At 40.5% G+C, this 19,986-nt stretch carries 17 protein-coding genes and 1 pseudogene; 4 read left to right on the top strand and 14 right to left on the bottom strand.

Annotated elements, in window-relative coordinates; all coding sequences use genetic code 11:
• Nucleotides 1-289: 289 nt before the first annotated feature.
• Nucleotides 290-1,282 carry a LysR substrate-binding domain-containing protein gene (locus V7K46_RS02925; protein ID WP_335110876.1) on the top strand — a complete coding sequence of 331 codons (993 nt, stop codon included), beginning with the start codon at nt 290-292 and terminating at the stop codon, nt 1,280-1,282.
• Nucleotides 1,283-1,464: 182 nt separating this feature from the next.
• On the opposite strand, the gene V7K46_RS02920 is transcribed toward V7K46_RS02925, so the two are convergent.
• The 3 genes from V7K46_RS02920 to V7K46_RS02910 form a co-directional block, all read right to left on the bottom strand.
• Nucleotides 1,465-1,833, bottom strand: coding sequence for a pentapeptide repeat-containing protein (locus V7K46_RS02920; RefSeq protein WP_335110874.1), 369 nt, complete (start codon nt 1,831-1,833; stop codon nt 1,465-1,467).
• Nucleotides 1,823-2,137: a hypothetical protein gene (locus V7K46_RS02915; protein WP_335110872.1), complete on the bottom strand. Its 315-nt coding sequence runs from the start codon at nt 2,135-2,137 to the stop codon at nt 1,823-1,825. Before V7K46_RS02915 ends, V7K46_RS02920 begins: the two co-directional genes overlap by 11 nt.
• A 182-nt stretch (nt 2,138-2,319) precedes the next feature.
• The gene (locus V7K46_RS02910; RefSeq protein ID WP_335025993.1) at nt 2,320-2,850 is read right to left on the bottom strand and encodes a hypothetical protein; all 531 of its coding nucleotides are present in this window, start codon (nt 2,848-2,850) and stop codon (nt 2,320-2,322) included.
• Nucleotides 2,851-3,616: 766 nt separating this feature from the next.
• Here V7K46_RS02910 and V7K46_RS02905 point away from each other — a divergent pair.
• Complete coding sequence (locus tag V7K46_RS02905) at nt 3,617-3,976, top strand: 2OG-Fe(II) oxygenase (RefSeq protein WP_335110870.1); 360 nt, start codon at nt 3,617-3,619, stop codon at nt 3,974-3,976.
• Between the two features lie 891 nt (nt 3,977-4,867).
• Here V7K46_RS02905 and V7K46_RS02900 read toward each other — a convergent pair.
• Both V7K46_RS02900 and V7K46_RS02895 read right to left on the bottom strand, forming a co-directional pair.
• Complete coding sequence (locus V7K46_RS02900) at nt 4,868-5,449, bottom strand: hypothetical protein (RefSeq protein ID WP_335110868.1); 582 nt, start codon at nt 5,447-5,449, stop codon at nt 4,868-4,870.
• 202 nt (nt 5,450-5,651) lie between these two features.
• Nucleotides 5,652-7,001: a helix-hairpin-helix domain-containing protein gene (locus tag V7K46_RS02895; protein WP_335110866.1), complete on the bottom strand. Its 1,350-nt coding sequence runs from the start codon at nt 6,999-7,001 to the stop codon at nt 5,652-5,654.
• Between the two features lie 383 nt (nt 7,002-7,384).
• Between V7K46_RS02895 and V7K46_RS02890 the strand changes: the two genes are divergently transcribed.
• Nucleotides 7,385-8,356 (top strand): SGNH/GDSL hydrolase family protein, encoded by a 972-nt coding sequence (locus V7K46_RS02890; RefSeq protein WP_335110864.1) that lies wholly within the window; start codon nt 7,385-7,387, stop codon nt 8,354-8,356.
• Nucleotides 8,357-9,005: 649 nt separating this feature from the next.
• On the opposite strand, the gene V7K46_RS02885 is transcribed toward V7K46_RS02890, so the two are convergent.
• The 9 genes and pseudogenes from V7K46_RS02885 to V7K46_RS02850 form a co-directional block, all read right to left on the bottom strand.
• Nucleotides 9,006-10,115 carry a response regulator gene (locus tag V7K46_RS02885; protein ID WP_335110862.1) on the bottom strand — a complete coding sequence of 370 codons (1,110 nt, stop codon included), beginning with the start codon at nt 10,113-10,115 and terminating at the stop codon, nt 9,006-9,008.
• A 1,218-nt stretch (nt 10,116-11,333) separates the two neighbouring features.
• Nucleotides 11,334-11,825, bottom strand: a complete 492-nt coding sequence (locus V7K46_RS02880) for a hypothetical protein (RefSeq protein ID WP_273769091.1) — start codon at nt 11,823-11,825, stop codon at nt 11,334-11,336.
• A 297-nt stretch (nt 11,826-12,122) separates the two neighbouring features.
• Nucleotides 12,123-12,314 carry a pentapeptide repeat-containing protein gene (locus V7K46_RS31925; protein ID WP_442939799.1) on the bottom strand — a complete coding sequence of 64 codons (192 nt, stop codon included), beginning with the start codon at nt 12,312-12,314 and terminating at the stop codon, nt 12,123-12,125.
• Nucleotides 12,311-12,517, bottom strand: coding sequence for a pentapeptide repeat-containing protein (locus V7K46_RS02875; protein WP_335110860.1), 207 nt, complete (start codon nt 12,515-12,517; stop codon nt 12,311-12,313). Before V7K46_RS02875 ends, V7K46_RS31925 begins: the two co-directional genes overlap by 4 nt.
• Nucleotides 12,518-12,739: 222 nt before the next feature.
• Nucleotides 12,740-13,864: an ABC transporter permease gene (locus V7K46_RS02870; RefSeq protein WP_335110858.1), complete on the bottom strand. Its 1,125-nt coding sequence runs from the start codon at nt 13,862-13,864 to the stop codon at nt 12,740-12,742.
• A gap of 200 nt (nt 13,865-14,064) precedes the next feature.
• Nucleotides 14,065-15,204, bottom strand: coding sequence for an ABC transporter permease (locus tag V7K46_RS02865; protein ID WP_335110856.1), 1,140 nt, complete (start codon nt 15,202-15,204; stop codon nt 14,065-14,067).
• A 19-nt stretch (nt 15,205-15,223) separates the two neighbouring features.
• Nucleotides 15,224-17,221, bottom strand: coding sequence for an ATP-binding cassette domain-containing protein (locus V7K46_RS02860; protein ID WP_335110854.1), 1,998 nt, complete (start codon nt 17,219-17,221; stop codon nt 15,224-15,226).
• A 36-nt stretch (nt 17,222-17,257) separates the two neighbouring features.
• Nucleotides 17,258-18,526: an HlyD family secretion protein gene (locus V7K46_RS02855; RefSeq protein ID WP_335110852.1), complete on the bottom strand. Its 1,269-nt coding sequence runs from the start codon at nt 18,524-18,526 to the stop codon at nt 17,258-17,260.
• Nucleotides 18,527-18,573: 47 nt separating this feature from the next.
• Nucleotides 18,574-18,723 (bottom strand): annotated as a pseudogene (locus V7K46_RS02850) (ABC transporter); the annotation flags it as partial.
• Between the two features lie 333 nt (nt 18,724-19,056).
• Here V7K46_RS02850 and V7K46_RS02845 point away from each other — a divergent pair.
• Nucleotides 19,057-19,932: a class I SAM-dependent methyltransferase gene (locus V7K46_RS02845; protein ID WP_335110850.1), complete on the top strand. Its 876-nt coding sequence runs from the start codon at nt 19,057-19,059 to the stop codon at nt 19,930-19,932.
• Nucleotides 19,933-19,986: the final 54 nt, after the last annotated feature.

Below are 19,986 nucleotides of genomic sequence, written 5' to 3'. Positions count from 1 at the left end.
TGGTCATTCAATTTTGGATTTTGGATTGGATTTACGATATCCAAAATATTGGTATCAAAAATCTTATATTGAATAGGAATACTAAATTATGACCTGTGTCGTTGTCACTGATGCGTCATGTACTTCGCTCTGCTGAAATTTTTAAACTCTGCTTTGGCTGTTTTGGTCTGTGCCGAAGCCTTGATTTATACTTTAGTCAAACTAACCGATAGAATCAAATGCTTTTGTTTGTCAAAATGATAAATGAAAGTGATTAAAATTTTGACACCAAGTTGTAGGGATACCATAAATGGCAGGAATGACGCTTGAGCAGCTAAAAATCTTTCTGGCTGTAGCGCAGCAGTTACACTTTACTCGCGCAGCTGAGGAGCTTTATATTACACAACCTGCCGTCAGTGCAGCGATCCACAACTTAGAGCAAGAATACGGAGTGAAACTGTTCCATCGGATTGGTCGCCATATTGAGATTGCTGAGGCTGGTAAATTACTGCAAGTGGAAGCGCAGAAAATTCTCGATCAAGTTTCCTTGACTGAAAGGGGATTGCGAGAATTGAACAATCTGCAACGGGGTGAATTGAAATTAGGGTCGAGTCTGACAATTGGTAACTACTGGCTACCAAGCAAGATTAGTGAGTTTAAGAGCCGATATCCCGGTATCCAGATTGACTGTAGCCTTGCCAATACAGAAGAGATTTGTGTCGGAACGGCGACAGGACAGTTTGATTTGGGTTTGGTAGAAGGAGATGTGAAGCCAGCGCTCCAGAATACTCTAGAGTACGAAATAGTGGGGAGCGATCGCTTGCAAATTGTGGTAGGTCAAAAACACCCTTGGTTTGAGTGGGGAGAAATTGATTTAACCCAATTGACTAAAACCGTTTGGGTGATGCGAGAACCAGGTTCTGGAACCCAGCAAAGGTTTGAGGAAGCCTTACAAAATTGGGGAATCAATCTCAGTGAACTGGATGTAATTTTAGTATTCAACAGTGGAGAGATGACAAAAGCTGCGATCGAAGATGGTGTCGGTGCAATTGGAATTTCTGAGTTGATGGTAAAAAAAGAAATACAGTTGGGAACTCTGCGGACAATTCGAGTTATTGATAACAGAGAAGGCAACGGTGCGATGCCTACGGCGGGCTACGCCTACGCAGAAATAATTCGACCTTTTTTCAAACTCAAACATCGTCAACGTTTTCAAACTGCTCTTTCTAAAGTCTTTGAACAAATGTTGATATCATCTATGTTAGATGGCTCACATCAACACGGATCAAAATCAGTTATTTAAAGCAACATTTTCGCCAATTTAATTAGAAATAATCAAGGAGTTAGTCATAGAGAACTCATGCTGAATTCTCTATGACTAGCGGATGAATTGAAAAATGCTGTAATCTTAAATCCGCTTGCAAGGAAGTCCCCAGTCCCCATTGCCCTTATCCCCAGAGGGAACTCCGAGTTCCCCAATCTCCTTCACACCTTCTGCATATTTCTACTGATGGGGTCAAAACCTCTAGAAAACCGCGTGCTTTCATCGTAGTAAGCGCCAGTCAGATTCGCTCCATATAACTTGGCATAGTTGAGTTTGGCTCCCCGGAGATTTGCTTCATTCAGTTTGACACCGCTCAAATTAGCTCTGGTCAAGTTCGCTTTGGCTAAGTTAGCTCTACTCAAATCTGCTCCCCAGAGTTTAGCTTTAGCTAGGTTAGCTTCACTCAAGTCAGATCCCCATAAATTGATTCCAGGCAAATAAGCTCCAATCAGCTTGTCCCTACTCAAGTTGACGGCTGGAAAATATCTTTCCCCGGCGGCAAAACGCCGTTTTAATTCTTCAGCATTCATGCGTCACGTTGACCTTCGTTAACAATACAGAAGTTATTTGTTCCCATTCCTGGCTTAGTTCTCCTGGAAACTCTGGCTGACCAGTGCGCTGATACCAGTAATGGGCATTGTTCAAATCGCCTTCTTTGCGGTGCAGGTAAGCATGAACCCAAGCACTATCGGCATCGCTGGCATTTCCAAGTATTTCATGAGCTTTGTTCCAATCACCTTTTTTGTCATACCACATTGCTTGCAGCCCTTTTGGCAGTGTCTGAGGACATAGGGGCTGCTTTTCGATTAATCGCAGGAATTCCTCTGTATTCACGATCGCCACCCAACAAGAATTAAACTTCTATATCTAAGATACTCCTCAACTTAAGGTTAAGGGGAGCAGGGAGCTGGCGTTGCAGGGGGGCAAAGACTAGAGCTTTTTTAACTTTCCAAACATCCTCTAAGCTTTGTGACCTTTCTTACAATACTCCCCACTTTCTAAACATCCTCTCATATCTACTTGACTGGAATAATTTCAAACTCGAAAGTACTGATCAAACGGTCATCAATATAGACCTCTATTCTATGCTTACCAACTGGATCGCCAGGAGCGATCGTCCAAAAATTCTCAATCACACCCTCTGGAGCCGACTGTGTGCGCCGTGTCACAGATGTAGTGCCGTCTGCTGATATTGAGAAGTCTTCACCATTATCTGTACCCCAACTTTCTGGAGGTTTTGGTAAATGCAAGACTTCGCGCCATTTCACTTCACCTTGATAATCTTTGAGTTTAATTCGCCATCCGTAGGCGTTTCCTTCCTGAAGTGGCACTCTTGTTGTCTGGAAAATGGTAACGTTACCTTTGGTGTCAACTCTCTTCAACCCAAACAGAGCGCTACTGACAGTAATCTGTTTGGCATTTGTTGGCAAAGGAAAAGGTATTACATTTTGTACTACAATAGAATTAGCAGCGATCGGCTCAGAAGCTATGACCCCAAATATTAGCCAAGAAGAAGCTAGCACAGCAATAGTAGCCCAAATTCTCATTAGTATGGTTTTCCTGTCAGATTTTTGGTTACTTGTTCAACTAATCTGACATGTTTTTCGGGTAAAGGTTGCTTATGGTTGGACGCGATTTTTACTGGAGAAGAAAAAGCACTTTCTCATGACAGCGGCTCTAAATAAGGCTTGATCACGAGTACCAATTGTTAAAAGTGCGTTTTTGGTTGGCTCTGTGGCTCCTGATATACCTCTTTAGATTTTGTCTATCAGCGAAATTGTTTGCTATCAGTTCATTTGGAGTTGGAGTCCCTGACTGTTTAATCAGTATTAGGACTTACGCAAAAAACCTCTCAAACTCTCATTCCTCCGTGTACTCTGTGTCTCTGTGGTTCGTTCTCTCATGACCCGTGCGTAAGTCCTGAGTATAAGCTAATCGGCATCCAAGTTGCATAATTAGGGCAGGCAAGATGCTCACCCCACAAGATATTAAGAAAATTTAATATGCAAATTAAATGTGTTTTAGCTTATTTGCGTTTATTCCTTAACGATTATGGTGGGGTTCAAGCTTTCAAATTCGTTATTAGATACCAATAAGACAGCCAAGGGTTTAAGTACAGAAAACATCTCTCATTTGTTTTTGTCTAAGTAAAGCATTTCACACCAAATGGCGAAATTTTTATGAATCGTTGTTATACCCCGATAAGATTTTAGTAATGCTACTTTCTTTAAAAAACGCTGCATCCGAAAACCAGGCTGAGTAGGAATTGAAAGAACCGAAATTTTCAAAGCCTTTCAGTTTCAAGCAAGCCGAATGGAGCGTCACATTGTTGCTTGCTATGACAGCCAAATCGGTGGACACTTTAGACCCCACCGGGACAATACTACGAAAGGGACTGCTCATCCCTGCTTTGCGGTGTCATTGAATCTGAATACGGGTGAATACGAAGGTGGATGTTTGCGATTTCCAGAATTTGGTCAGCAAACCTATCAACCGCCTGTGGGTGGAGCTATCGTCTTTTCCTGTTCCCTGTTGCACGAAGCGACACCTATAACTCAAGGACGGCGGTATGCCTATTTACCCTTCCTCTATGATGAGGCAAGAGCTAAGGTTCGGCAGGCAAATCAGCATCTTCTTGGGTCTGCTTTAAAGGAAGAGTCAACCAAGGAATAGCGCAAAAATTCCAGTGTTACTGGTAGATAGGAGCAATGTGATTTTGTGAGATTGGCAAAAAACGAGCGTTCACGCAGTGTACCGTAGGTATCGCTGAATACTCCCCTCTATAACAGTTGATTGATCAACTAATTTGCCATTTTCCAAGGCAACTTTAAGATTCATTTCTGGAGCAGAAAAGTCATCAACTCTCTTACCTGAAGGCCCATTGGTAAGGTCATAGGTAAGATATTTGTTATTATGATTCAATAGAATTAATAGTTGGAGAACTGAACCAGCGAAGCTCAAACTATATAGAATGCTGTGATAAATACTTGGTTACAAAGGTATTTGGTTACTAATTCGTTAAAGTTGAAATTTTCTTTATCATATTTATCGGTGTTTCAGGAATTATTTATCTTGAGAATTTGCTATTTTAATTTCAACTTGATTGCTACCAATTTTGTGATTGATAATGAAAAGATTCCGGTAATATAATTAAGTTAAGGTTAAGAATATACAACTAAAGTTTTAAGATTAACTTGTTATTAAAAGTTTGACATTAATATCAATAATATCGTACAATACGGCTCAGTTAAGAATAATCGTAGGTTGTGTTGAAGAACGAAACCCAACATTAAGCGTTAATTGTTGGGTTTCACTTCATACCCTACGGGTATCTTGCTGCAACCCAACCTACGCAGCTTAAGATTTTTAGGACTAACTGAACCGTATTGTAATATCGTAACGATTATTTACATACATCATACTATCTACGAAGATGAAAGCATCGTCAGGCAGAATTATGCTTGTAAAATTAAAAATTGCTAAAAATTAGACTAAAGTGGTAGGGATTCAGTTTTAGCGAAAATTAAAAACGAAACTGCAACTAACTGACTTGCATCACGAAGACTAATTCGGTTTTTGTACTGCCATTTTGCTTACTTGATAACCTTTTTCACTAGTGTGATAACTTCTTCGCCATTTTTCGAGATTATCTATAGATATTGATTTAGATACAACATTTACACCATTTCCTCGCCAAGCAACTTCTGCATCTGTTGTGAAAACCCCGCACTCTAATTGATCTAGCCTCATATTCCAATATTCACTAAATCGACCTTTTAAAGTAATAACTTGCTCAAATACCTTGTTTCTATGCTTATTTCTTCTTTTTCTTTCTGTCGCTCCCGTTGCTTCTGTATCAATAAACTTAGTTTCAATTAAAAACAGACTACCTTTAAAGGTCAGGTAGACAAAATCACACTTCCCTAAATCTGTATAATCTGAAATTGGAGATTTTTCAAATAACAGCAGTTGGGCGCATGAAGGAAACAACTCTTTGATATTCAGAAATAAATAAGCTTGTAATAGAAGTTCCTTATCATAAGGAAACAAGATTACTCCTTCAAAAAACTTTTGAATGTCCTCCTGAGTTTGGGGTTGAATTCTTTTACAGTATGAAACAAATTTATCTAGCTCGTTGACAATCATCAAGTTCTAACTCCTTCCCCCGATCGCAGCCTCAAGTCCCTTGGCATAAAAAGATACTATTTTCTAACGGAAATCATCATCCGCAGAAGTAACTAAAAAACTGATCAGAATCCTATGTACTTAAGTCTATTTACTGTTGACAGTTCAGTAAAACTGATTTTTTAGCTGCTTTTCAGTATTAGTGAACTTTTCAGTCTTGGCGTCAGCTACTAGTTAACGATTTTAGATGAGCAGGAAAACTGGCGTTTTGCAAAGCTTGAACAGTTATTCTAGAATCTTGTACGGAAAATTGCCAACCCAAACGAACAAGTTTACGAGAATTTTCAGTTTGGATAATTCCAATCACTGGCATTTTTGCCTTTTCTTTGTCTCCTGACTGTTCTTGCAAAATTGTTTTCAAGCGATGTAGTTCTTCGATATTACCTGCTTGCTGGGGATTTAATTCCACCATCACCATTTGCACTGTTTCCACTGGTTCTGCATCTTCTAGAATAAATTGAGTTTGCTCGTCGCGTCGATCTACTTTTCCCCAAATAATCAATCTAGTATCAACTTGCAGTAGGGAACTAATGCGTTCATAGGTTTTAGGAAAAACTACAGCTTCTGATTGTGTAGTTAGGTCTTCTATTTGCAAAATTGCCATCTGATCGCCTTTTTTAGTAACCACTTTTTTCACGTTATTCAACATGACAACTGCACAAAGCCTTATTTCTTCCTTTTGTTCTCCCAGTTGCGAAAGGTTAATTGGAGTTAAAAGTGGTGCTATTTGCCGTAAGGATTTCAGGGGATGATCTGATACATAAAAGCCTAATAATTCTTTCTCCTTTTGCAACTTTTCCTGTGGGGTAAAATCCATCACAGGTTTAGATTTGGGAGCAGTTTCAAAGGCATTATTTGCTTTTTTATTCTGAGTATAAGAAAATCCGTCACCTAATAAATCTAAAAGATTCCCTTGACCACTGGCTCTATCTTTAGCGCGAGATTGTGCCCAATCATACACTAATTCTAAGTCGTTAATTAACTGTTGGCGGTTTGGTTCAATTTTGTCAAAGGCTCCACAATAAATCAGCGATTCCAGAGTCCGGCGGTTAACAGCACGTAAATCGACACGATCGCAAAAATCAGCAAGGGATTTAAATCCTATCTCATTTCTCGACTCCAAAATACAGGCGATCGCATTCTGTCCCACATTACGCACCGCCGAAAATCCAAACAGAATCTTTCCCGCTGTCGGTGTAAAATCAACCCCAGAACGATTAATATCTGGCGGATCTATAGAAATACCCATATTAGTACAGTTAGTAATATATCTCTGTACCTTATCTGTATCGCCACTGTTTGCCGTCAACAGTGCCGCCATATATTCCAATGGGTAATTAGCTTTTAAATATGCTGTTTGATAAGTTACATAAGCATAGGCAGTCGAATGGGATTTATTGAAGCAATTGGAAGCTATTAAGCCATTTTTGATCGCAAAATTATGGTTTTGCTCAACCCCAATGTCATAGACATTTTGTTTGCCTAAATATTTACGTGTGGCTATTTTGATCATCCTACCCTACCCCCGAAAAAAAAATTGCGAAGTTTTGCGAAATTAATTGATAAAACGCTCAAAATTGTAGCTATAGTAATACCTATAATACAAAATAAATCACTAGAAAACACTGCTATACTCTTACACAAAAGTAGCCCAAATATATCAAAACGTTGGTAAACTATTAGATAAACAGTTAATAAGCATGTAATTGCTGTTTTTAAAGCTTATTAAACACATTTCAATAGATATTAATCCGCTTAGTCAGATGCCTGGGGAGTCGGGAAGAAGTAGGGGAAAAAAGTTTTCCGTTCTGCACCACGCCCCTCTGCCTCTTTCCAATGCCCAATGCGTCAGTTACGATCGTTGAAAAGCAACTCGGTATAAAAGGGTGTGAGTAGGTGAAAGTGGCGCTGATCGTAATTTTGGCGGTGGTTGTGGGATTGTTTGTGGTAGTTGAGATCGGACTGCGATCGCTCTTTGGCTTTGGTAATCCCCTGATTTACATTGGTGATGAGCAGATTGGTTATTTATTGGCTCCTAACCAGCGTACCCGTCGTTTTGGTAATCGCATTGAAATTAATGAGTATTCTATGCGAGGTAGTCCGATCAAAAAGATACCTGCACCTTCTGGGCTGAGAGTTTTACTGTTAGGGGATTCTATTGCTAATGGTGGCTGGTGGACAGATCAGACTAATACAATATCCACGATGATGATGCGTTCTCTGGCATCATTCGCTAATAGTAATTATCAGGAAGTAGAAGTGCTGAATGCTTCAGCTAACTCTTGGGGCCCAAGGAACGAGTTAGCTTATTTACAGAAATTTAGCAATTTCAACGCGCAGGTGGTAGTGTTATTAATTAATACCGATGATTTGTTTGCTACTCCTCCCACTTCCTTGCCGGTAGGACGCGATCGCAACTATCCCGACAGTAAACCTCCCCTGGCATTAGTGGAAGTGTGGCAACGTTATATCGTCAAGCAAAAGCCAATTCCGGAAATGAAAGCAGTGCATAATGAAGCAGGCGATCGCGTTGGGATTAATCTAGAGGCGATCAGCAAAATTCAAGCCCTGACTCGCCAAACCAACAGCCAATTTATACTAGTCATGACTCCCTTGCTGCGAGAAATTGGTGAATTAGGCCCCCGCGATTACGAAATTAGAGCACGGCAGCGCTTGAACGATTTTACCAAAGTACAGCAAATTAAGTATATAGATTTTTTACCACTATTCAATTCAACTACCAACCCGCAAGGTTTGTATCACGATCACATTCACCTCAACTTACAAGGTAATAAATTTGTCAGTGAAGTTATGGAGCGATCGCTTTTGGAAATACTGGGGGAGGCATCACTTCCTCAGAGCTATTAAAGTTGTCAATTTCAACCCAAAAAAAGGTTCGTAGTGAGCAAAGGGGAGGCAGCGCGGTCTTCTCCCTACAGCCCTTTGGGCATCCTACGGCAGGCGTTAGCCTCTCCCAATGTGAGAAGGGGAGATGATGCCGCGCATAGCGCAGCGGTAGCGAGCCTGCGTCCCTTGCGTGTCTCGTAGAGAGCGTCTGGGGGTTTCCCCTATGAGCGAGTGCCGTCGCAAAGGACACATAGACGCAGCAGCGGCTACTCTGCGAGAACGCTAAGAGCGAACCCGCAGGGTAGGAATAAGAGTTTTAGAGAGTTTTTCCCTAAGTCCTGAAAGGTTTTTGGCGCTAACCCAAGCGTATTGCTTTTTGATTGGTCGGATTTGTTTTGATGAAGCGATACAATTCAAATTCACTTATTCCTGGTATTACTACATCCGTAACAATCGCATCAGGCTTTTCTTCTAAGATTATTTCTAGAGCTTATTTAGCACTAATTACTTTAATTACATTTTATCCTGAGCGCTGAGATAATGACTAATTAATTTCAATTTAATCAGACAATATTTTATAACTATAATAGTAGCAATTTAGGTAAGAACCAACCTTAAATCTCCAAAAAAATATGTTGGCTTTCATGGAGTTACTTATTATATTAATAAATTAAATGATATGTTTAAAGATTACTTTTAGTAAATCCCCTTGTGTAAAAGGCTTAGTTAAATAGCCTGATGCTCTGACCATCTTAGCTTTAGCTCTATCTAGAAATCCTACTTTTCCTGACACCATAATCACGGGTGTATTTTTAAAATGTGAGTGTTTACGCAGCAAAGAGCAGAGTTCATATCCGTCTAAATTAGGCATTGAAATATCTAACAAAATTATGTCGGGTTTTGTGCGAATAATCTGCATTAAAGCTTTTAAAGAATCCGTGACTCCAACAACAGAAAAGGTTTGCTCATCTAAATAACTCTTAATAGCATTCAATACCGTAGGACTGTTATCAATACAAAGGATTGTGTAGACTTTTTTATCAACAGGTGGTTGGGTGATTCGTTGATCCCTATGTTCATTAGTATTAATAGAGTAAGCTGGTGGTTTATAGCTGTTTGTTTTAGACGACTTTGGTGTAGTTTTAGGTTTCAGCTCATTTATTTGGAACAATTGTGAGGGGTGCGATTGAGAAGTTGGCGATGTCTGATGATAAGCCGCTTCTCTACGAGAGGCTTCTCTTTCAGAGACGCTAACGCTTCGGGGTGTTTGACATCGTTCAACTAATAAGCGGAGATTTAGATGACAAAACTTTGGCATGTCATCCAGAAAGCTTTCAGGAATAAATTCATAACTCCCCTGTTCTAAGTTCAGAAAAGACTCTAGAACTTCTAAGGCCAGTTCCTCTATCAGTATCGCCGCTTGGAAGGGACTGATATATTTCTGATTGACTAACCAGCAAATAGCCAGATAATCTGGGTTTGGTATTGCCTGATTTTCAATACCAGTTTCAAATATCGCCCGCAACTGTTCTTTGATTCCGCCAGGGAGAGTAGAAATTTCCTGACTCAAGCGTTGCAAATTCCTGTAAAGCGGCTCAAACATTTTCTCTGAGTAGGAGGCATAAATGAGTTTACCCTCGTCCACATATATAGACCAACAGCCTGACGTGCTAAACACCTGCAAACAACCAGTAACCGACTTACCAGTGATTTTTTTCAACAGAGGTAAAGGCTGGAGCTTTTGGAAAAATCTGTATCTACTAATCGGAAGTGTCTTCATTGGGATGGCTCTGGAATAAAATTAACATTTGCAGGCAAAATTAGTGAATTACCTTATCGGAATTCACCGCGACTTTGTTGGAAGCACTATCAGATAAATATAGCGGTCACATTTGAGTTAGTACAGAGATTCCACACCCCCCAACTCCTAATTCACCAATCTCTGTTAAGCTATAAGGCACGAATTACAACTAAACCAATTCATGTTATAGCCCAATAGCAAAATCGCCTGACTGGTTGCCAGGATATAGTATTTCAAAAATTAGATTGGTTTTCTGTATCTTTCGCTAATCTAGCCGATCTAACAGTAGCTTAAATGTGACGCACACACCATTGGCTCTCGCCCATCAGTCACAAAAGTATCATTGTTATCCGTATTTTGCAGCCTAAAATTGCAGATACTTAGTTATCTTACAAAAGTTGTTTTGCCCCTGATCTTCCCAGTTCTCAGTCTCTAATCCCCAATAAAGAGTTCAATGTCTTACTTAGGTTTGTGATTGTAGAGCAACTCTTAGTGTTGGGATTGGGCAAAATTATCACTTGCACAACAAGAATGGTAACCTCCGACCAAAAATGAGTTAGCTGATAATTGCCGCCATGATGGTGTGTGGTGAGATGCACAGGCGACTAAATCAGCAGAAGGGAATCTCTTCATAAGCACTGGAAACGGGTTCTAATGTTGTGTGGGGCTAAATAGTCACCCTACACTGGAGTGACAAATTCAAGAACTTACAGCGATGTTCTTGATTGCTAGTACATACCTGCAAAATAGCTATTTTCAGCTAGATGGTAGATAACAAGTAACGTACTCACTAAAATTCAGATTACTATAATTTTCAAAAAAAGTTAGCAGAAATATATAAACTTCATGATAAATCAGTAAAGTAAACATGAAAACTAATTAATATAATCTTCTAGTATTTATTTGTTCAGATGTCCTGAAAGACTGAAAATGTACAGTAAAAGATAATTTTCTCTGCTTATTGAATTACACTTATAAATGAGTGAATCATTTTATGGTAGCAATTTACCATAAGAATCTCAAGTTTTAAAAGTCACAAATATAAATACGAAGTTGTACGCGTAGGCGTAGCCCGTGGTAGACATCGCATTCATTAACTCATAAGATATATGTAGCAAAAAGACGCAAAGAAATTCTTTGCGTCTTTGACGTGAGATTTAGAAGTGAATAATCTCACTGTTATACTTCGTCATTTACTTAAAATTGCTCCCGCCAGCACCAGCTTAAAAGTGTACCACCAGCCACCAGCTTAACTACTTCCAGTACCCAATAACTGCCGTGTAGTAAATTCATTGTCGATGGAATAGCAGCAGCAGCTTCAAATAGGTTGAGTTGAACTCCTATAGCGCACATTTGCGGAGTTAAGAAATAGGTGTCAAGCATAGCTATAGTTAGTAGCAGCCCAGATAAAACAATACTGCCAATACGCCAGTGATATCGGATTTTGCCCAAAGCTAGTGCCCCAGTCAATACTACAGCAGCAGATAATAATTCCATCCGATTGAAATTCCAAAAAATCGTATAGCCTGCTGTCGTAAAACCTGCTTGGCTCATCATCCCAGAAAGATAAAGACTAGGCATAATTACCCAGTCTAAAACTAGACTAGCACTGAGCCAAAAGCCCAAAGTCAATATGATCGCAGTTTGCCAAATTGGTCGTTTGAATTCAAGGCTAGAAATAGCAGTCATAAAATAATTGCATGTGTTGTATTCTTAGTTTCTAACTTCTTCCGCTGTTTGACAAGAAATATCAATTAACCTTTACAAAGCGATCGCTCTTAATTCATTCTTAATCCAATCCCAAGATTTTTTAAACTTAGTTGAGAAATATTAAGATATTTTAAAAAGTAATTTACATAGATTTTACCTGTTAGAAATACTCAATTTTTTTATATCGAAAGTAACTGGTCAAGCAATATCGATAGCAATAGCAAGGGAGATGCGTTAGTTTATTCTCTGCTAGCAAGCACAGAAACCTACCATCATTCAGGCTTCCCAATAAGTCTCTTCAGTGATGACATTGCCATCCGGCATCGTGGTGTTGCAAAGCAAAACGTTCTCCAGCAATCCAGAGTAGAAATTAATGGCTCCGGACAATTTGACATCCGTAAAATCGGTGGTTCGCCATTCAACTTCCAAGAGGTTAGTGCTATTGAATTTGCAACCAATGAGCCTCACACCTCGCAGCTGTACATCAAGTTACTGCCACTCAAATCAGCCCCAGTCAAATCCGATCCAGTCAGGTCGATGCTGCTTAAGTCAGCGTTAGTCAGATTAATCCCACTCAAATTAGCTCCACTCAAGTTAGCTCCACTCAAGTCAACACCTTTGAAATCCCGTTCCCCGGCAGCGTAACGTTGCAACAATTCCTCAGCAGTCATAGTTACCTAGTTCCCAGTCTCTGACTGAGAATGGCTAATGTACGGGCTGCCGCCTCCTGAATTTGCGGCAAAGCCGCTTTTAATGCATTTCTAGCCTTTGGCTGGAAACGAAAAAAATGATCGGTAGTGGTTTATATGCAGTATAGTTTGACTTAAATATTGTGGCAGTGCTAAAAGTTGATGATAAGTGTTGCTAGTCCTAAATTAAGCTACCAATGAAGGTTAGCTTAGTTGACGACGAAATTGGTTAATACTGATAGATAAAAGTACTATTGCAAAAACCAAAAGTGCGATCGCATTCAACCAAAGTACGTCCAAACCTGAGCCTTTGAGCAGTATCCCCCGGACAATCGCTACATAATGACGTAGAGGATTTAGTAGCGATATATACTTCAATATTAAAGGCATATTTTCAACGGGAGAGATCGCACCAGAAAGTTGAATCAATGGTAAATTAATAAAAAATGATGTCAGTACAACTTGTTGCTGAGTACGACATATTGTTGCCAGCATAATCCCAATGCCAATTCCTACAAATAAATAAAGTCCTGATAGTCCTAAAAATAGAAAAGCATTGCCTCGAAAAGGCACTCCAAAAACTAATCTTCCCAAATTTAAAGCTAAGATGACATCGCCCATCAACAGAATAAACAGCGGCACAATTTTAGCTAACAAAATTTCCCAAGCTTCAGCTGGAGTCATTAACAGTTGTTCCAGAGTTCCTGTATCCTTTTCTCGGACAACTGTGACTGAAGAAACTAGAGAACTAATTAGTGTTAAAACTACTCCTAAAACTCCTGGGATGAAAAACCAACTACTCACTAGTCCAGGATTATAAAGAAAGGTTGTTTCCGGGTTAATTAATGCTGGTGCTTGATTAGATGAAAAACGCTGATTAAATTGATAAATAATCTGATTTAAATAACCTTGAGCAATCCCAGCAGTATTAGCATCTACTGCATCAACTAAAACCTGTATGTCGGCTGGTTTCTCTTCGGATAAATGGCGGTTAAAATCGTAGGGAATTACCAATCCTGCTGTGATTTTTCCCTGTCGCACTTGCTCACCTAAGTCCTGATCGTTGAACATATATTTTTCAACTACAAAGACTTTATTTTCAGTTAATTCAGCAACTAGCTCTCGGCTTTCATAAGTATTAGCATAATCAACGATTCCTAATTTTAGATAATGCACATCTGGATTCAGACAAAACCCATAAATTAGCATTTGAATTGTGGGAGGAATTATCAATAATACTAGTGTTTCTTTACTCCTCAATATTTGGTGAAATTCTTTAATTGCTAAACTCCAGAATCGGCTATTGAACAATTTTTGGATTAATTTCATAGTTAATTTAGTTCTAAATTATAAAAAGGGTATATATAGCGATTAATCGCGTCTGTACAAGAGTTAGGAGGAGAGACGCGATTAATCGCGTCTCTACAGGAGTTAAAGAAGCTTTATATCTGGCTTTCAGGGTGAGGTACTGTACTTGATTTAGTTGCAAACTGCTGTATAAAAGAATAAATATAATATTCAGGTAATGATTAATCTGGTAATTGCATTCGTTTTAATATCCCACGGGCTGCATTAAATAGCAATAACCCTAAGATAACTAGCATTAAAAATGATAACCAGACCCCTGCCCACCCAGTGCCGCGTACATAGGCATCACGAGTAATTTCAATATAATAACGTGCTGGAACAATATAAGTAATTAGTGAGAGTGGAAAGGGTATATTACTAAGCGGATAAATGAATCCACTTAGTAATAAAGATGTCAAAAAACCTAGTAACGCAATAGTCTGGACGGCAGCATTTTGAGTGGGAGAGCGAATCCCAATTAATAAACCAAACATAGTACTATCTATCAAAAACATTAGTGTACCCATTAATAATGGTGTTGGATCTCCAGCTAATGTCAATTGCCAAATTATTACACTCATGATCATAATAAGTGAAGCTTCGCTAATTCCAATTAGTAGGTAAGCTAAAGCTTTTCCTAAAAGGAATTCTTCAGCGCTGAGGCTAGAAGTATATACTTGTAATATTGTCCCCTTTTCTTTTTCTCGCACCATAGTAATTGCTGTTAATAATGAGGGAAAAATCCACAAAATCACTGCAAAAACACCTGGTACTATTGAAAGAGACTCTTTTCTTCCTGGATTAAACCAGAGGCGGATATGGGCAATAACTTTATCAGATGAAGGTTGGAAACCAGAATGTTGAAGAAAGAACCTTGTTGTTGCTTGAATACTGTTTTTGATAACTCGTGCGTTATTAACATCAGTTCCATCAACTAAAATTTGTACTGTGCTAATTAAACCAGATTTAATGCGACGACTGAAATCTGGGGGAATGACCACAGCAGCTTTTGCAAGTCCCTGATCAATTGCCCATTCAGGATTTTGGATTTTAGGCTTTGCATTTGAATTCAGAAGCGAAAAGCTATAATTATTAATTTGTTCAAATTGATTGGTCGCAAATAAACGCTCAGTATAAGCACGGCTGAGGGGACTGATGTCAAAATCTTGTACGAATAAAGGAATGTTTTTAGATTCTAATCGAATAGCAAAACCGAAGATAATTAAGCTGATAAATGGTAGGAGGAATGCTAGTGCTAAAGTAAAGCGATCGCGCTGAAATTGGGCTAATTCCTTGCGACATTGAGAAAAAATTCGTTTCATTTTTATTGGTCATTTTTCCTTAGTTATTAATTCCCCCCTGCCCCTTTTCCTCTTCTTGAGTCCGTTGCACAATACCAATAAATGCATCCTCAAGAGAAAAGGGAATAGGTCGTAGAGAGCGAATATTGATCTGCTGTGTTTGTAAAATTGAGCGGATATAAGGAATATCTGAGTCTGGATGATCGAGAACAAGATGTAAGCGATCGCCAAAAATCGATACCCGCCACGGTGCCAACTGAGTTTTGAGTAAATTAGAGGCATTTTGGATTTTATCGGTCACTACCTCCACCAGTTGACCAGGTTGAGCAGCTTTAATCTGACTCGGCGAACCCTGTATTACCACTTCACCCGCCACCATAAACCCCATCCTGTTACATTGTTCTGCTTCTTCTAAATAATGGGTAGTCACCAGTACTGCTGTACCTGCTCTGGCAAACTCATTAATCAATCGCCAGAACTGACGACGTGCTAAGGGGTCTACTCCTGATGTCGGTTCATCTAAAAACAAAATTTCTGGCTCGTGCATCACTGAAGCGCCAAAAGCTACCCGTTGCTTCCATCCTCCTGGTAGTTGTCCTGTGAGCATATTTTCTCTGCCAACTAAACCACAGGTGGCAAGTACCCAATCAATTTTGGTGCGGCGTAACCGACTTGGTACACCATAAACTCCACAGTAAAATTCCAGATTCTGGATAATAGTCAAATCATCGTAGAGGGTGAATTTTTGGCTCATATAACCGATGCGTTGGCGCACAGCCCTACTACGCAGATTCTGAGTTTGTCCAGCTAAAGAAATTTTTCCAGATGTTGGTTCTAAAAGACCGCAGAGAATCTTAATCGTAGTTGTCTTTCCCGCACCATTCGCTCCTAGCAACCCGTAAATTTCACCATAGCTAACTTCCAAATCTACACTCTTAACTGCCTGGAAGTCACCAAATACCTTTCTGAGTCTATTTGCACCAATAGCAATAGATGTAATTCCTCTTTCCTCAGACCTTCTTTTTGTACTGGGAAAAGCCATAAATTCTGGGTCATTCCCAGCTGCACGCAGACGGGAAACAAAAACGTTTTCTAAGGTAGCGTCAGTAGTTTGAATGCTGTCAAGTTGTAGCCGCTGCTGAGTGAAAATTGTTTCAACTGCGGCTGTACCGACTGCGACATCTTTAACTAGTACATCCAGGCGATCGCCAAAGGTTTGCACATCGACAATTGATGTCTGTTTGCTATTTGTCGCCTCATGTAATACTCGTTCAGCTGCTTCAATGTGCTGAGTCCGAACTTCCAAACGCTGCAAACCCAGACTCTCTCGCAACTGAGAAAGGGTGCCAATTTGCTGAATTTCGCCTTCATACATTAAAGCAATGCGATCGCACCTTTCGGCTTCATCTAAATAAGGTGTCGCCACAACTACTGTCACTCCCTCTGCGGCAATGGCGGCGAGAACATCCCAAAATTCTCGCCGAGATACCGGGTCAACTCCTGTAGTTGGCTCATCCAACAGGAGAATTTCGGGTTGAGAAATCAATGCACAGCACAGAGCTAATTTCTGCTTCATCCCACCAGAGAGGCGACCAGCCAAGCGATCGCCAAATTTATCCAAACTCATTAATCGCAGATATTTCTGACGACGCCCAAAGAATTGCTGTTCGGGAACTTCCCGCAATCCCGCAGTGTAACGCAGATTTTCATCAATACTCAAGTCGAGATACAGTGAGAATTGCTGTGTCAAATAACCAATAGATAAACGAGCATCGCGGGGTGGTTTGCCTAAAATCTGGATATTGCCAGCAGATGCTTCCATGACCCCACCCAAAATATGGAAGGTGGTTGTTTTTCCCGCACCATCAGGGCCAATTAAGCCAAAGATTTCTCCCCGTTGGACGGCAAAATCTATTCCCTTAACCGCGACTAATTTTCCATAACGTTTGGATAAACCTTCTACCTGAATTACTTCTGCACCAATTTGGGGATGACTTAGTGAATCGCCCAGATCAGCAGATGGTGTGATGGTAGTCATAGAATTTTGGATTGGGGAATTGGAATATAGCAAAGGTCATTTTTTTGCCTCTGGTACGATGCTAATCTCAGCATCTGCTGGCATTCCTGGCTTGGCGAATCCATTGGGATTGTCGATGGTGATTTTGACGCCAAAAACTTGTTTAACCCGGTCTTGCTGGAAATAAATATTCTCAGGGGTAAAAGATGCTTCGGTGTCAACGGCAGCAATTTTAGCACTCAAGGGTTCTTTGGGTGCTGAATCTAGAAATACCTTCGCTAACTGACCAACTCGCAGTTTTCCAATTTCGCCTTGGGGGATAAAACCACGTAAATAAACTGTTTTGGGATCAATCACTGTGAGCAAGGTTTTGCCAGTGGTAACAACTGCTCCTGGTTCTACACTCCGGCTGACGACTACGCCTTCAATTGGGCTTTTCACATTCAGGTAAGCAATCTGGGCTTTAGTTTCTTGCTGGGAAGCTTTGGCATTAGCGACATCAGCTTGAGCTGCGGCTAATTTTAAGCGTGTCTGTGCTAATTGGGCGCGTAACCCACCTAGTTGGGCGTTACGAATAGAAGGATTTAACGCTGTGCTTTGGGCTTGGGTCAATTGTCCTTGGGCAGAATTGACTAATTTTCGATAAGAATCTACTGCTGCTTGACGTGATTTCAGGGTAGCAAGGGCAGTTTCAAGGCTTGTTTGGGCTTGGTCAAATTGTTGCTGGGTAACAGCTCCGTCAGCAACCAATTTAGTGTAGCGATCGCGATTTATTTGCGTGAGTTTCAATTCCGATTTGGCTTGTTCTACTTGAGCGATCGCTTGATTTAGTTGCGCCTGACTGGAAGCAACCGATGACTCAGCTTGAAAAATCTGACCTTTGGCATCTCCTCGCGCCTGTTGTAAAGAAAGCTGATTTTCCATAATCTGACTTTCTAGGATATTGATTTGCAACCGCGCCTGTTCTTCTTGTTTGCGAATGGAATCTAAACGGGCATCTGCGCCTTGAAGTTGTGCTTGAATCTCTGCATCATCCAACTTCACAATCACTTGATCTTTATGGACTGCATCCCCTTCTCGCACTGCTACTGACTCGATTCGACCCGCTACTTTTGCACCAATATCAGTTTCATAGCCTTCAATGCGACCGCTCAATCGCAGCGCGTTAGTTTCCGAGTGCGGTAAGAGAAAAAACCAAGTTGCTACACCTGCACCTATGAGTAATAGGGCTACGGGGATAAGCAGAGCAGGAGACAGTTTACCCTTTTTTTTATCCGGTACAGCACCATCAATCGGTTCTTGGGGTGGCGAGATTAACTGAGTCATATTCGAGTGGGGAAGAATATCAGAATAACGGTTATAAATTGGTTAGATTAAGCGGCGTTCGCTTTTGCCCTGACATCAATACCATATTCCATATAGACGATGCGATCGGCAATATCAAGAATCCGGTTATCATCTGTCACTAAAAGAATTGTCAAACCTTATTATTTAGCTAATTTTTGCATAATTTCTACAACATCGCTGGAGAAAATCTGCATTATTCGCTCTTTCGAGCTTTGGTAAAGATGTTGTCATCTTTGCTAATGCAGTATCTGCAATTGCAAAAAGGCTAAACATTCACCTTATTGGGTGAATTAATCAGTCTAGCAGTTACTCATACTCAAACCCAGAGCCATGCATAAACTTCTTGATTGCGATCGCCCTCGATTCAAAGAGGAAAATTTATCAGCGATCGCATCACATTGCATTCCCTCCAGTTTTGTCAGAAACAATAGTACAAAAGTGTGCAATACTCACCATTTATGAGAACTCTATTTGCCTTTATGCTGAAGCGGAAAGTAGAAAAAACAGTTATGAAATTTGCACAAAATCCCACCCGCCACCAAGGCTTGCTAAAAGCCCTAACTCTAGGTTTTTTTTTGTTGGCATTCATAATGCCCACCAGTGTTTTAGCCGACGAGAGCGAACAAGCCAAAGCTTTTGACCATACAACCACGCTCCAAACTGTACTTACCAGCAGTCATCGCTCTGCTGCAAATCGTGACCGAGACAAGTACCGTCACCCAGCCCAGACTCTTGAATTCTTCGGTCTGCGCTCGAATATGACCGTGGTTGAATTGTGGCCGGGGGGTGGTTGGTATACCGAGATTCTCGCCCCGTTTCTACAGCAAAAGGGACAATTCATAGTTACCAACTTTGCTCCCAGCACGAGTAAACAGGCTTTGGCTTTCCAACAGAAGCTAGCAGGTGAGCCAAAGATTTTTGGTAAGGTCAAAGTCGTTGAAATTAATCCCCCAAATGAACTTTCCCTAGCCCCAGACAATTCCGTGGACATGATTCTTACCTTCCGTAATATCCACAACTGGGTTAAGGCTGGATATGCCGAGCAGGTTTACTCAGCGGCTTACAAAGCACTCAAGCCGGGGGGCATCTTGGGAGTAGAAGAACACCGTGCCAAACCAGGTATTTCTTTACAAGAGAGTATCAAAACTGGCTATATGTCTGTTGATGGGGTAATTGCTGCTGTGGAGAAAGCCGGCTTCAAGTTGGTGGGCAAATCAGAGATTAACGCCAACCCAAAGGATACTAAAGACTATCCAGGTGGAGTCTGGACACTACCTCCGACCTTGAGCGAAGGACAAAAAGATAGGCAACGCTTCCTCGCCATTGGGGAAAGCGATCGCATGACTCTCAAGTTCGTAAAACCCAAAGCCCCCTCTCGAAATTAAAAATTATTAGTTAAAAATTGCAATCCGCTCTCTACGAGACGCGCAAGGGACGCG

It is taken from the genome of Nostoc sp. (assembly GCF_036917395.1).
Classification (GTDB): domain Bacteria; phylum Cyanobacteriota; class Cyanobacteriia; order Cyanobacteriales; family Nostocaceae; genus Nostoc.
The sequence above is the reverse complement of the archived record's forward strand: the minus strand, read 5'-3'. Positions and strand labels throughout refer to the sequence as shown.